We start from the raw sequence: 13,004 nt of genomic DNA, 5'->3' as shown, positions 1-13,004 counted from the left end.
CCAAACACATCACCTCAACCCACCACTCCCATGTTTCTAGCCCGCGTCACCGGATCGGTCGTTTGCACCCAAAAGGTTGCATCCATGACCGGTCACAAGCTGTTGATTGTCGAGCCTTACCGGCTCGATGAGAAAACGCGTGCAAAGCTTTCTTCAACGGGACGCACTTTCATCGCGGTCGACACGTTGGGCGCTGGTGAAGGTGAGTTGGTGCTGGTGTGCCAAGGCAGCAGCGCTCGACTGACCCCCGAAACCAAAACACTTCCCATCGACGCGGTCGTCATCGGCTTGGTCGATTCCGTTCACGTGGATGCCAAAGAGGTGAAAGCCAGCACCTAACCAACGTGCCTTCGCTTTCCTGTTCCACTCCATCCCCCCTCATTCATCCCTCATCATGCAACTCGACGAAAACACCATTCGCAGCGTGGTCGCACAAGTGCTCGCGGAAGTCGGACCGATGCCCAGCATGCCGGATTCGGCGAACGCCTTCGAAGGCAGCCACGGCATCTTCGGCAACGCTTCCGATGCGGTCACCGCAGCTCGTCGTGCGTTCGAACAACTTCGCGAACGTCCTATGGAAGATCGCAAACGCGTGATCGATATCATTCGCAAGATCAGCATTGAGAACTGCGAAGAACTCGGCCTGATGGAAATGCGGGAAACCGGTATCGGTCGGCCCGAACACAAAATCGAAAAACTGCGAGCCCTCGGCGAACTGTCGCCCGGCACCGAGTTCCTGCAAACCAAAGCCTTCTCCGGCGACCACGGTCTCGCGATCATCGAACGAGCCCCGTTTGGCGTCATCGCGGCGATCACCCCCGTCACGCACAGCTTGCCAACCATCACCGGGAACGCCGTCAGCATGATCGCCGGCGGAAACGCCGTCGTCGTCAACCCTCACCCATCGGGTCGTTTGGTTGCCGTCGAAGGTGTCCGTCGCTTCAACGAAGAAATCGCTCGCGAAGTCGGCATCGACAACTTGATCTGCGTGATCGCTGAACCAACGCTCGAAAGTGCTGCGGAACTGTTTGGTCACCGCGACGTCGCATTGATCTGTGTCACCGGCGGTCCCGCCGTGGGACGTGCAGCACTCAACAGTGGCAAACGAGCCATTGTTGCTGGCCCAGGCAACCCGCCCGTTGTCGTCGACGAAACCGCCGACCTCGACAACGCGGCTCGCTGCATCATCCAAGGCGGTGCATACGACAACAACCTGTTGTGCATCGCGGAAAAAGAAGTCTTCGTCGTCGACTCGGTCTTCGATGACATGATGGCCGCCATGCGACGTGCGGGAGCCGTCCAACTTGACCAAGCCCAAATCGCAAAGCTGACTTCGGTCGCGATCACTCAAGTCGGTGATGACAACCACGACGCCGCAGCAAAAGACTACATCGGCAAAGACGCCGCGGTTCTGGCCGCCGCCGCTGGTGTGAAGGTTCCCGAATCGTGCGAGTTGGTCTTTGGCGAAACCGACGAACATCACCCGTTCGTCAGCGTTGAACAAATGATGCCGTTCATCCCGTTCGTCCGAGCACGTGACGTGGACCACGCCATCGCGATGGCCAAGCACTACGAACACGGCTTCCGTCACACCGCGATCATTCACTCGCGCAACGTTCACAACATGACCAAGATGGGCAAGGAGTTGGACACAACCCTGTACGTCAAAAACGGTCCTTGCATGGCATCGTTGGGACTGGGCGGCGAAGGCTACCTGTCGTTCTCCATCGCAGGCCCAACCGGCGAAGGCGTCACGACACCAGACACGTTCACCCGCGAACGACGCTGCAGCATGATCGACGAATTGCGAGTGGTCTGAGCATGCAACCCGCACGCGTCATCGGTCACACCCGCGCGACCGTCAAACACGAATCATTGCAAGGCCAACGTCTCGTTCTCGTTCAACCCACCGGCGTGAACGAGAAACCGGACGGAGCCCCCTTGCTCGTGTTGGATGAACTCGGGTGCCGAGTCGGTGACCGCGTGATGCTAACCAGCGAAACCGGCCCCGTCCGCGAGATGACCGGTTTCGAAACCTGCCCCGCTCGCTGGAGCGTCCAAGGACTGATTGACGAACCGACAAAGAAGAAGAAATCCAAGAAGAAGTGAAGTGGCATAGGCTTCCAGCCTGTAATTCCTACGACCAACCCAACAACCGAATTCTGGCGAATCCGGCTACCAATCCAAACCAATGACCTCCCCCGCAACCCAATCCGCAACGCCCAACAACGTCGACATCGCGTCGATCGTTGAACAAGTATTGCGCCGGTTGCGAGACCAAACCGACACCAGCGTTTCGCCGTCCAAACCAGTGCCGAACGATCAAACCGTTCACGTCCTGAACGACAAAGTCATCAGCGTCGACGTCATTCAGGGCATCCCCGCGGGAGTCACCCAGGTTCAGGTGTCCGGAGGCATCGTGACGCCCGCCGCTCGCGACGAAATGCGATCACGCGGAATCGCCCTGGCTGGATCGAAGGCCACGCACGCCGCTGCAACCAAACCGGCGAGCAACTCCGGCAAACGCTTCATCCAACTGCACACCGACACATCCTCCAAATCCATTCGCGACGCGCTGACTCGTCAGCTTTCGCTTCGCGGCGTTGATCATTGCCCACGGGCTCACCGCTCCGTGATCGTGACCGACCGTCCTGCCGCGACCTTGTTCGGTCGCATTCAATCGGGTTCACGAGCGGTGTTGATCACTCGGCTCGAAGACATTCCACGCTTCGCAGCGGAAATGGACGCCGACACGTTCGTGCTCGACATGCAGCGATTCAACCTGGTCGCTCTCGTCAACGCGGCGAACACCATCGCTCAATTGCCAAAGCCAACCGCTTCCACGTCACAGGAGACATCTCGATGAAGATCGCTCGTGTGATAGGAACCGTGACGCTTTCGCGAATGCATCCGTCCATGCAGGGCTACAAACTTCGCTGCGTCGAAGTCGTGGAGTCCGCGGACCAAATCCAGGTCAACCAAGACGACGCGAAACCGATTGGTGGTGACACCATCATCGCGTGGGATTTGGTTGGCAGTGGACAGGGGGACTGGGTCGCGTTGGCCGAAGGGCCTGAATCCGCCGCTCCCTTTCGCCCCGATGTCAAACCAACCGACGCTTCCATCGTCGCCATCCTGGACCACTGCGAGGTGCAAACCTCGTGATCAACAAAACTCAATTCGGAACGCCCACCCCGTTCCGATTCATCTCCCATCTCTCGACCTCCCTTTCCTGACTTGGACCACTTGTCATGCAAAACATCCATAAGATCAAACAAGACATGTGCGACATCGGTCGCCGCATCTACAACCGTCAATTCGCGGCGGCCAACGACGGCAACATCACCGTCCGCGTCAGCGAAAACGAAGTCCTCTGCACACCGACGATGCACTGCAAAGGCTATCTGACGCCGGACGACATCTCGATGATCGACATGACCGGCAAGCAAATTGCTGGTCGCAAGAAACGCAGCAGCGAAGCGTTGTTGCACTTGGAAATCTACAAGCAACGTGCTGACATCAAGTCCGTCGTTCACTGCCACCCACCGCACGCGACCGCGTTCGCGATCGCTCGCGAGCCCATTCCACAGTGCATCTTGCCCGAGGTCGAAGTCTTCCTCGGCGACGTGCCAATCACCAAGTACGAAACACCTGGCGGACAAGCCTTCGCTGACACGATCATTCCTTTCGTTGAAAAAACGAACGTCATGATTTTGGCCAACCACGGCACCGTTTCGTACGGTGAATCGGTGGAACGAGCTTACTGGTGGACCGAGATCCTCGACTCTTACTGCCGAATGTTGTTGCTCGCCAAACAATTGGGCAACGTGTCGTACTTGGACGAAACCAAGTCGCGTGAATTGCTGGAACTGAAGGACAAATGGGGATTCAAAGACCCACGGAATACTTCTGAGTACGAGGATTGCGACATCTGCGCCAACGACATCTTCCGCGAATCATGGAAGGACTCGGGCGTCGAGCGTCGTGCATTCGCTCCACCACCACCGATCAAGACATCCGGTTCGGCATCGGCTGCACCTGCTGGTGTGGACGAAGAGCAGCTCGTCAAGCTGATCACCAACGAAGTCATGCGTCAGATGAAAGCGTCGAGCTAGCTCACGAGGTAGCCGGATTCGCCAGAATTTGGATTCCTAGCGGTAGGGCGCGAGCCCTCCGGTACCGCACCGGGCGGCTCGCGCCGCTCCGCTAACACCACACAAACCATCCCCCCACATCCAACTCAACTGATCCCATGAAAGTTTCCATCATTGGTGCCGGCGGCCTCGTCGGATCTTGTGCCGCTTACGCGTTGCAGTGCGGCGGCTTGGCTCGCGAAATCGCGTTGCTCGACGTCAACGTTGAAACCGCCGTGGGTCACGCGTTGGATTTGCAACACGGTTCGCCAAGCACCGCGGATCAAACGATTGTGGGTGGTGGTTACGAGCACATTCCTGACAGCGACATCATCTGCATCACCGCGGGTCTGCGTCGCAAACCGGACGAGTCACGTTTGGACTTGATCAACCGCAACACCGACCTGTTCGTCCAAATCCTTCGCGACGTGAAGGCCGCCGGGCCGAAGCAATCCGCGATCGTGCTGGTCGTCAGCAACCCCGTCGACATCCTGACGTACGTCGCCGCAGGCATGCTTGGATTGCCAACCAAGCAAGTCATCGGATTGGGAACGCAGCTCGACACCATCCGATTCTGTTCATTGATTGCAGAAGAACTCAAGGCACCACCAACGCAAACGAAAGCGTTGATCTTGGGCGAACACGGCGACACGATGGTTCCCATCTGGAGCAGTGCAGCGATCGGCAGCTTGCCACTCGAAAAATTCCCAGGCTGGACCCCAGCTCTCGCGAATCAGTTGTTCACCCGGACTCGTGGCAGTGGTGCAGAAGTCATCAAACGCAAGGGCGGAGCGGGCTTCGCCGTCGGCATCGCGATTCGCGATGTGATCGACGCCGTGATCCTCGACCGCAAGTGCTTGCTGCCCGTCAGCAGCGTGCAATCGGGTTGCTACGGCATCCACGATGTGGCACTCAGCGTCCCCACCGTGGTTGGCCGCACCGGAGTCGTAGATCAACTCGAGATCGACCTCTGGCCCAAGGAAGTCCAAGGCCTCCGAGCCAGCGGCGCCGCCCTCCGCAAAACACTCGACACCGTCTTGCCACGGATCAAGTAGCCGGATTCACCAGAATTCGGAGGTCCACTCGCTCGAGCATCTGAATTCTGGCGAAGACGACGACGGCCCCCATCCGGGGCGACATCGTGATGTGCACCACCGGTCTCGGGGCTTCCGCCCCGAGCTACCAACGGCGGCCCCGTCCGGGGCGGTTGTGCATGCATGACTCCGGAGGAGTCCGCGTTCTTAGCTCGGGGTGTCAGCCCCGAGAATTGTTCCCCAAACAACATGTCCATCCGCCCCGGACGGGGCCGTCGAAACTGAGCGTCCTTCTCGGCAATGACCGGGGCATTGTGCGTCTCCGTTGTCCGGTTGATTTTGGCCGTTGGCCAAACCGTTCGACATTGATTCGAGCTCCAGGGGCGATGCCCTTGGCTTCGATGAATCTGGCCGTTGGCCAGTCTTTCATGTCGGCCTGTCATCCTTGGCCAAAGGCCAAACTCAACATAGCCAGCGGGCAACGCCCCTGGTCTTGCAACGCACCACCCGGACGCTTTGGCCAACGGCCAAATTCATCCTCATCACTCCCAAACATATCGCTCATCAAACGCGATCCCATATCGTTTGAGGAAGTCGCGGTACTCCTCTTGGAACGTTGTTGCTCGGTGATGCGATTGCTGGTTCTCGATGTATTCAACGACGCTCTCACGATGCGTCGGAGAAACGGAGAAGATCCCGTATCCGCGCTGCCAATAAAATTTGTCCAGATTGGGACGTAGCGTCTTCACAAACTTGGACGTCTCACGTTTGACTTTTTCAACGAAATCTTTTGCTGGATGAATCCGGCCCATATCAAATAGAACGTGAACATGATCGTCGACGCCGCCCACGACCACGAACGGCGCCCCCATTTCGCGTAGAACAGATGCCAGGTAGGCGTGAACGCGGTCTCGGATGTCGTCTTTTAAGAACGGGAACCGGTCTTTGGTGCTGAAGATCAAGTGAACATAGAGTTGAGACAATGACTGTGGCATTGGATGTCGTCTCCCCGTTCGGTTGAATTTGGCCGTTGGCCAAACCCTTCGACGTTGGTTCGAGTCCCAGGGGCGATGCCCCTGGCTTCGTTGAAACTGGCCGTTGGCCAGAGTGGCCGACAACCGACATTCAGCTTAGACGATCAAGACGCCGGGGTGTTCCGAGAGGCAATTGTGGCGTCTGACATCGCATGCGAGGCGGCCCGGTTGATCTTGGCCGTTGGCCAAACCGTTCGATGTCGGTCCGAGTACCAGGGGCGTTGCCCCTGGCTTCGATGAAACTGGCCGTTGGCCAGTCAACCGCATTGGCCAAAGGCCAAACTCAACATAGCCAGCGGGCAACGCCCCTGGTCTTGCAACGCACCACCCGGACGCTTTGGCCAACGGCCAAATTCATCCGCCCTCATCGCTCCCAAGCGTATCATTCACCAAAACTCGGTGATCGCCCCCATGCACGGCTCACGGCATCAATCGATGAAATGCTAAACCGCTGAGCAACTTGGGGTAGAAGTAGGTGCTTTTGGCGGGCATGCGTTCGTGGTTCAGGCTGATCTGCTCAACATCCGACACCGTCGCGGGCATCACGAGCGCCGCGAAAGTGTAGTCGCCGTCGCCTTCTGATTCCGCGGCGTCGGTCTCGCCTTTCAAACCGGCCAACACATCGTTCACCTCGTGGACATAGGTTGGCTTGGGATGATTTGTTTCTCCCAAGCAATCCTCCAACACCAACTTGTGCAGCAAGCTGACGCCCAGAGATCGCCAGGTCGCACTTTGGTTGCCGGCGAGCTCCGACATGCGAATCAGCGCCGTCTCATTCGCATTGATCATCACCCACGTCTCATCCTCCGCGGCATACAACGCCATCAAACTTTGACGATTCGCCAACTGGATTCGTGTCCAAGCATCAGGTGCCGCAGACATGCCACCGCTGAGCGTTTCGCAATCGAAACGATCGCCAAGTCGTTCGATCAACTCATCTGAGCGCAGCGGACGAATGCCGCGAATCAATCGGTGCGTTGGCAGCACGACCAATCCTGAATCGTTCATGCCCACCAACATCGTCATCACAAAGTTCACCGGATGATCCGGGGCGATACCGCCGGCCTGCTCCGCGACGAAGTCTCGGTAGTCACATGCCGTTTCGTATCGATGGTGTCCGTCGGCAACGTACATCGGTTTGTCCGACAAAAATTGACTGGCCTTCGTGATGGCTTCAGAATCCGTGATCGGCCAAACGGTATGAACCACGTCCGCATCGTCAGTGGCTTCGATCGGTGTGACATCGGCCTTGGCAACTTCCAAGCATTCAATGACCACGTTGTCATCGTCGGGGTACAATCCAAAGATTGGGCTGTTGTTCTGCTCCGTCGCCTTCAGCAATTTCATACGATCCACCTTCGCCTTGGGATGCGTTTCCTCGTGCGGATGGATGCTGCCTTTCCCAAAGGGCTCCAAACGAACTCGCCCCATGAACCCGCGCCGGGTCACCGTCTCGGGTTTGCCACCGTCACCCGAAATCTCAAAGGTTTGGTGATAAAGATAGAACGCCGGTTCGTCGTCCTGCTTCAGCACACCTTCGCTGATCCACTGTTTGACGAAACCGGCTGCCCGCGAGTAGGTCTCGTCAACCTCATCGCCAGGTTCCTCGCGATTCAAGATCACGCGAATCACATTGGATGGGTGTCGTTTGTAAAGCACGTCTTGATAGTCATCGCCGATGACGTCATACGGCGGTGCGACAACTTCGGACAACGACCGAATGTGATCCAGGTTGTAACGCAACGCGGCAAACGGTGTGACCTCTGGCATAACAAGCTCCGATGCAGGGCAACGTTTCAAGTCCAAGTCGATTTGCAAACATCCGTGGCATGATCTTTACCCCAACGACCGTGAGATCACATCAACAAACCAGCCGTTTCTGGCAGACCGAACATCACGTTCATGTTTTGCACGGCCGCGCCGCTGGCACCCTTGGTCAGGTTATCGATCGCACAAACGATGACAGCACGTTTGCCCGATGGACGAACCGAAATTTGAACGTGGTTGGTCCCGGCGACATACTTCGTCGCGGGCAAGTGATCGACCACGTGGACGCAAGGTTGGTCTGAGTAAGTATCTCGCAACAAACTCATCATCGAACGAACGGCTTCCTCCACCGAACCAGCTTTGCCCGCCGGCTTCACATAGATCGTCGACAGAATGCCACGATCCATCGGTGTCAGGTGAGGCGTGAACATCACTTCGATCGGAGCCCCCGCGATCCGTTCGACCAGGTCCGCGATCTCGGGTGCGTGGCGGTGCGTTCCGACCGCGTAGGCGGAGATCGATTCGTTGGTCTCGCAGTAAAGCGTTGCCAGCTTAGGTGAACGGCCCGCACCTGACACGCCCGATTTGCTGTCGACGATGATGTCGTCGGTTTCGATCAATCCCGCTTTCACCAGTGGGGCCAGCGGCATAATCGCGGACGTGGGATAGCAGCCTGGGTTGGCAACGATGTCGGCAGTGCGAATCTCGTCCGCGAAAAACTCGGGCATGCCGTAGACGACATTACCAATCCGTTCCGGCCATGGATGCTTAACGCCGTACCAGTGCTCGTACGTCTCAAGGCTCGACAAACGGAAATCGGCACTGAAATCGATCACTCGCATTCCAGCGTCGGCCAATTGCTTGACGCTCTCCGCGGAGGCTCCGTGGGGCAAGCAGCACATCGCAACGTCAGCAGATTTCGCGATCACGTCTGCATCGAGCGGTTGCAGCGCCACGTCGCAGCGTCCGGCCAGCATCGGATGAATTTCCGACAGTGGTTTGCCCTCGTCTTGGCGACTGGTCGCGACCACCAACTCCGCACTGGGATGGGTGAGCAACAATCGGGCGACTTCGAGTGCGGTGTAACCGGTCGATCCGACGAGAGCGACGCGAAGATTGGATGATGACATGATGCAACTAAAAGGCTTCAACTCGGAACGGGGTCACTCAGGCGATGAACAATCTCGCGTCGCTGTTGTCGCTTTTTCCGCCGGCATCGACAACCGTGTGACTACATCGGAAAAGCTGGTCGGCCGAGCCGCGCGAAGAACAGGAGCCCAAACGCAGACGGCTAACAACCTGAAATGAGTGCCAGGCCATTGTCGTGCAAAGCACCCGACAGGTCGTTCAATCGCTTTTGCGGCCCAGAGTCGGGAAGACCAAGCGTCCCGCGAATTGGCGTGCGATTTCCAGCACCGATGCTAAGTCGTCCTTTTCAAAATAGCCAGCGACGTTTTTGTCGTAGGCCAATGCAATGTCGCGTTTGTGGCGAGATGTCGTCACGACAAAAACAGCCAGTCTTTTCAATGATTCGTCCCGGCGGACTTCCGCCAGGAATTCGTGCCCGTTCAGCCCTGGCATATTCAAATCGAGAAATGCCAGGACTCCGATATCGTCGTTTTCGTCGACCATGTTACGCAGCTTTTCCAAAGCTTCGCCGCCATCACTGGCGTGCACCAACTCGCAATCGACTTGGTTGCGTTTCACTGCACGGCGAAACGCCTCGGCGTCGACGGCGTCGTCCTCGATCAGAAGAAATGTCGGACGTTTCACGTCATCTTGATTCGAACTGTCGACAGGGGCCGATTTCATTGTGGCACGTTTGCAATGGGGTCTTCAGCGAGGTCGCCGCTAGATGGCGACTCCGCCGTTTCGATCTGTACCGGCCAGGTGAACCAAAACGTGGTGCCCTCTCCCGGTGACGAATGGATTCCTATTTCTCCGCCGTAATGTTCCACATGTTTCTTGGCGATCGCAAGTCCCATGCCGCTTCCTTCGGAAACTTCTGGAGCGACCCGCTGATACATTTGGAACACTTTTTCGTGAAACCGAGGTTCGATCCCGATACCGTTATCGCTGACCTCCCATCTGTACCAGCTGTCATCTTGGACGCATTGCACGCTAACGCGGCCTTCCGCCCCCTTGTCGTTATACTTGATCGCGTTGGTGATCAAATTCAACAGAACCTGCTTCAGTGGCGTCCGGACCGTGGAACACGTCGGAAGGAATTCCCAGGAAATCTGGCAGTTTTCCGAATTGTCCGCCATTTCGACGATCCCTGAAACCAGTTCACGGCAGTCCACCATTTCAGGACGAGCATCCACGCGGCCGACTCTCGAATAGTTGAGCAGGTCATCGAGTAGACATTCCATGTTGCGGACGCGAGATTGCATGTGAGCCAAATGCGTCTGCGAGGTCTCGGGCAGAATATCTTCACAATCCTCCTGGACCCAACTCGCCAGGTGCTGGATGCCTCGCAGTGGTGATTTCAAATCGTGAGACGCGATGTAAGCGAAGTTATCAAGCTCTCTATTGGATTCAACGAGAGCATCGGCCTTCTTCGCCAACTCCTGGCTCAGCGTTTCGGAACGAATCAGCAACTGAGTCGTTTCCTGATTCTTATCGCTAAAGACTCGGGCTGCGTTGACCATTTCCGCAATTTCGTCCGTGCGTCCGATTTCGCCGCTGATTGCCATCGTCTCACCAGCCGCCAAACGCCGGAACATCTCCGTCAAACGACCGATCGGTCCGACGACTGCCATCGAGAGACTCGTCGCGAGAAAGATTGCCAATAGAACCGCTCCGATGGCCGCTCCCACCGCCGCGTACTGCGATTGTCGAAATGATGTTTCACGGTTTCGCTGGTTCAAGGTCTTCTGTTCTTGGACGTACTCCTTCAGCTGAGACGAACGATAGCTGAACTCAGATATCTCACCGGCCATCACAACATTGGAATACACCATGTACCCACGGGTTGCTTGAAACGCCCGCGTCCCGACTCGTCGAAACTCATTCAAACTCGCGAGCAACTCTTCCATCATCAGCTGGATGTCGGCCTGCTGATTATCAGGATTTTCTTTGAGTTCCTCGCAAATCGATATCGCTTTCTCAAGACGCTGACTGGCGAGATCGAAACTCGCCGACTTCGGGTGATTGAAGTACTCCAGCAAAGATCGATGCGCCGAAACATACGCACCGCGGGCATTCCCGTGTTGATGAATCTGCGTCTCCTTTTCGACGGGAGACATCATCCATTGCCCTCGCAAGGCGTTGAACGCTTCGCGAACACGCTCCGCCTTCTCTGGCAACTCGATTTGTACTAACCGAGATCGAAGGTCACGTTCCTCAGCGGCCAATTTCATTTGGTCGCTCAATACTTTCAGGTGGCCTTCCATCTGATCCAACGTTTCCTGGATCGCTGGCGTTTCACCTTTGGCACGTTCGATCTCCTCCGCCAACTGATCCTGCAAACTGAGTGCGGCTCGATACTGAGCCGAGGCTCCAGTCAAAAGATATCGCTCGCTGCGAGACTTCAGTTCCTGAACCTTTCGCTCGATCGATTCAATGGCGACCGATGTGTTCTCCGCACGCTGGTACTCGGCAAAGCTCTTGAGCAAAGCCAATTGCCCGGTGATACCAAACCATGCAACCAAGACGCACAGTAACACGAAGCACGCGCTGGCGAGATAAATGCGTTGCCGAAGCGTCCGCCCTACCAGACGAGAGATCAAGGTGCTCATCCTGCCAAGAACTCGTTCCAATGTTGAAGGCTGGCTTCGTACGACTTCATCACGGTGTTCCAAACCGCAACGTTGCTAAATCGTTTCACATAGGAACCGCCGTCTCGACGCTGCCCCTGTTTAACGACCACCTGACCAGTCGTGCCCAGCAAGTCTGTCGCTGCGGGTTTGCCCTGATACCAGTAGTCCCATTCGGCTTCGCTGAGCTCCTCCCGCGAGCGTTGCGGGTTGGAGATGTAGTAGCCCTGGCGAGCAATGAATGCTCCGGGCCATCCCGACAACCACCAATTCATGTATTCATACGCCGCGTCCTTGACCGTACCAACCGTTTTGGATGACAAGCACATCACGCCGTGCCAAGCTCGATAGCCTTCCTTGGGAGATGCGTAAACGCAATCGATCCCGCGGCCTTTCAAATCGAACACCGCTGGTGAAAACATGCTTTCAATGACAGCCTCGCCGCTGCTCATCAAATCAACCGATGCAGGAACGCTGCTCCAGACACCGCGAAAATGACCTTCGTGACGGTAGTGTTCTAAGATCTTGAACAGCGTTTCCAAGTCGGCTTCGCTCAGATTGCCGATGTCTTCAAATTCGGCCAGCCCCTTCGCCTGAACGGCCAAAGCCAAATCGAACAGGCCGATGGTCGGTTCATTGACGATCGCGACTCGCCCAGCCCAACGCTCATCGAGCAACCAAGCCCACGATTCGGTCTCGAACGGGACCCCACGCGGAACGATCGATGCGTCATAGCCAAACGAGTCCACGTTGTGCACGTAGGGCAAGAACGTCACGTTGTCCGTCGGCATACCGCCCAAAGTTCCGTCTGGCTGAATGAAAAGTAACTTGTTTGGTGCATCACCGGCGCCAAGCTTGGCCTGGGGAGTCAAACGCCCTTCGCGGGTCAGCGGGTTGATCTCATCCCAGTAACGAATTCGCTTTCGATCAATCGGCTGAATAGCGTTTGCCTGCCAGAGCACGCGGATGCTATTGGACCATTGCTCATAAAGATCGAACGTCTCTGGACGTGTCGAAGCTCGGTGCAGAACCTCCGCACTTCCGCCCGGCGAAAACTCCAGCCGAATTCCCAAATCTGCCTCCGCGCGAACTCGCAGATCTTCCTGCAAGGTCACATGGGTCCCCAGGACACGCACAACCGGTTTTTCCGAGTTGTGAATGGCCGGCGCCGCAAACACGTCCGAACTGGCAACGGCGGCTGCGGAAGCCAAACTAGCGCCAATCATTTCGCGGCGATTGATTCTCATGGCGAACATTGATGAAAGTGGTTGCATTGAA

General features: G+C 56.8%; 14 protein-coding genes. 8 read left to right on the top strand and 6 right to left on the bottom strand.

The genetic code is table 11. The features are described 5' to 3' along the window. The first annotated feature begins 30 nt into the window (after positions 1 to 30). The 7 genes from RE6C_RS08695 (at position 31) to RE6C_RS08665 (ending at position 5,188) form a co-directional block, all read left to right on the top strand. Positions 31 to 339 (top strand): EutN/CcmL family microcompartment protein, encoded by a 309-nt coding sequence (locus tag RE6C_RS08695; protein WP_008655712.1) that lies wholly within the window; start codon positions 31 to 33, stop codon positions 337 to 339. 55 nt (positions 340 to 394) lie between these two features. Next, positions 395 to 1,819 (top strand): aldehyde dehydrogenase family protein, encoded by a 1,425-nt coding sequence (locus RE6C_RS08690; protein WP_008655710.1) that lies wholly within the window; start codon positions 395 to 397, stop codon positions 1,817 to 1,819. A 2-nt stretch (positions 1,820 to 1,821) separates the two neighbouring features. Continuing rightward, positions 1,822 to 2,109, top strand: coding sequence for a EutN/CcmL family microcompartment protein (locus tag RE6C_RS08685; RefSeq protein ID WP_008655708.1), 288 nt, complete (start codon positions 1,822 to 1,824; stop codon positions 2,107 to 2,109). An 82-nt stretch (positions 2,110 to 2,191) separates the two neighbouring features. Then, positions 2,192 to 2,866 carry a hypothetical protein gene (locus tag RE6C_RS08680; protein ID WP_008655707.1) on the top strand — a complete coding sequence of 225 codons (675 nt, stop codon included), beginning with the start codon at positions 2,192 to 2,194 and terminating at the stop codon, positions 2,864 to 2,866. Further along, complete coding sequence (locus RE6C_RS08675) at positions 2,863 to 3,165, top strand: EutN/CcmL family microcompartment protein (RefSeq protein WP_008655706.1); 303 nt, start codon at positions 2,863 to 2,865, stop codon at positions 3,163 to 3,165. Before RE6C_RS08680 ends, RE6C_RS08675 begins: the two co-directional genes overlap by 4 nt. A gap of 86 nt (positions 3,166 to 3,251) precedes the next feature. Further along, on the top strand, positions 3,252 to 4,115 hold the full coding sequence (locus RE6C_RS08670) for a class II aldolase/adducin family protein (RefSeq protein WP_008655705.1): 864 nt from the start codon (positions 3,252 to 3,254) through the stop codon (positions 4,113 to 4,115). A gap of 137 nt (positions 4,116 to 4,252) precedes the next feature. Beyond that, the gene (locus tag RE6C_RS08665) at positions 4,253 to 5,188 is read left to right on the top strand and encodes a lactate/malate dehydrogenase family protein (RefSeq protein ID WP_008655704.1); all 936 of its coding nucleotides are present in this window, start codon (positions 4,253 to 4,255) and stop codon (positions 5,186 to 5,188) included. A gap of 521 nt (positions 5,189 to 5,709) precedes the next feature. Here the strand turns inward: RE6C_RS08665 and tnpA are convergent. From tnpA to argC, 3 genes are all read right to left on the bottom strand, one after another. Then, positions 5,710 to 6,162, bottom strand: a complete 453-nt coding sequence (gene tnpA / locus RE6C_RS08660) for an IS200/IS605 family transposase (RefSeq protein ID WP_008655702.1) — start codon at positions 6,160 to 6,162, stop codon at positions 5,710 to 5,712. Between the two features lie 459 nt (positions 6,163 to 6,621). After that, entirely contained in the window at positions 6,622 to 8,001 is a 1,380-nt protein-coding gene (locus RE6C_RS08650) for a DUF1015 domain-containing protein (RefSeq protein ID WP_261340112.1), read from the bottom strand. Positions 8,002 to 8,057: 56 nt separating this feature from the next. After that, the gene (argC, locus tag RE6C_RS08645; RefSeq protein WP_008655696.1) at positions 8,058 to 9,098 is read right to left on the bottom strand and encodes an N-acetyl-gamma-glutamyl-phosphate reductase; all 1,041 of its coding nucleotides are present in this window, start codon (positions 9,096 to 9,098) and stop codon (positions 8,058 to 8,060) included. On the opposite strand from argC, the gene RE6C_RS08640 reads away from it, so the two are divergent. Then, positions 9,097 to 9,276 (top strand): hypothetical protein, encoded by a 180-nt coding sequence (locus RE6C_RS08640; RefSeq protein ID WP_008655697.1) that lies wholly within the window; start codon positions 9,097 to 9,099, stop codon positions 9,274 to 9,276. The genes argC and RE6C_RS08640 overlap by 2 nt on opposite strands. Positions 9,277 to 9,315: 39 nt before the next feature. On the opposite strand, the gene RE6C_RS08635 is transcribed toward RE6C_RS08640, so the two are convergent. The 3 genes from RE6C_RS08635 to RE6C_RS08625 are packed head-to-tail and all read right to left on the bottom strand — an operon-like array spanning position 9,316 to position 12,973. Further along, on the bottom strand, positions 9,316 to 9,741 hold the full coding sequence (locus RE6C_RS08635) for a response regulator (protein ID WP_236618045.1): 426 nt from the start codon (positions 9,739 to 9,741) through the stop codon (positions 9,316 to 9,318). 35 nt (positions 9,742 to 9,776) lie between these two features. After that, complete coding sequence (locus RE6C_RS08630; protein WP_039961633.1) at positions 9,777 to 11,708, bottom strand: sensor histidine kinase; 1,932 nt, start codon at positions 11,706 to 11,708, stop codon at positions 9,777 to 9,779. After that, positions 11,705 to 12,973 (bottom strand): ABC transporter substrate-binding protein, encoded by a 1,269-nt coding sequence (locus RE6C_RS08625; protein WP_039961663.1) that lies wholly within the window; start codon positions 12,971 to 12,973, stop codon positions 11,705 to 11,707. The genes RE6C_RS08630 and RE6C_RS08625 overlap by 4 nt, the downstream gene beginning before the upstream one ends. Between the last annotated feature and the right edge of the window lie 31 nt (positions 12,974 to 13,004).

Source organism: Rhodopirellula europaea 6C (assembly GCF_000338295.1).
Classification (GTDB): domain Bacteria; phylum Planctomycetota; class Planctomycetia; order Pirellulales; family Pirellulaceae; genus Rhodopirellula; species Rhodopirellula europaea.
The sequence above is the reverse complement of the archived record's forward strand: the minus strand, read 5'-3'. Positions and strand labels throughout refer to the sequence as shown.

Bases quoted from the DNA above. Each gene is read 5' to 3' on its own strand.
- RE6C_RS08695 (WP_008655712.1), top strand. From the start codon at position 31: ATGTTTCTAGCCCGCGTCACCGGATCGGTCGTTTGCACCCAAAAGGTT.
- RE6C_RS08690 (WP_008655710.1), top strand. From the start codon at position 395: ATGCAACTCGACGAAAACACCATTCGCAGCGTGGTCGCACAAGTGCTC.
- RE6C_RS08685 (WP_008655708.1), top strand. From the start codon at position 1,822: ATGCAACCCGCACGCGTCATCGGTCACACCCGCGCGACCGTCAAACAC.
- RE6C_RS08680 (WP_008655707.1), top strand. From the start codon at position 2,192: ATGACCTCCCCCGCAACCCAATCCGCAACGCCCAACAACGTCGACATC.
- RE6C_RS08675 (WP_008655706.1), top strand. From the start codon at position 2,863: ATGAAGATCGCTCGTGTGATAGGAACCGTGACGCTTTCGCGAATGCAT.
- RE6C_RS08670 (WP_008655705.1), top strand. From the start codon at position 3,252: ATGCAAAACATCCATAAGATCAAACAAGACATGTGCGACATCGGTCGC.
- RE6C_RS08665 (WP_008655704.1), top strand. From the start codon at position 4,253: ATGAAAGTTTCCATCATTGGTGCCGGCGGCCTCGTCGGATCTTGTGCC.
- tnpA (WP_008655702.1), bottom strand. From the start codon at position 6,162: ATGCCACAGTCATTGTCTCAACTCTATGTTCACTTGATCTTCAGCACC.
- RE6C_RS08640 (WP_008655697.1), top strand. From the start codon at position 9,097: ATGATGCAACTAAAAGGCTTCAACTCGGAACGGGGTCACTCAGGCGAT.
- argC (WP_008655696.1), bottom strand. From the start codon at position 9,098: ATGTCATCATCCAATCTTCGCGTCGCTCTCGTCGGATCGACCGGTTAC.
- RE6C_RS08630 (WP_039961633.1), bottom strand. From the start codon at position 11,708: ATGAGCACCTTGATCTCTCGTCTGGTAGGGCGGACGCTTCGGCAACGC.
- RE6C_RS08625 (WP_039961663.1), bottom strand. From the start codon at position 12,973: ATGAGAATCAATCGCCGCGAAATGATTGGCGCTAGTTTGGCTTCCGCA.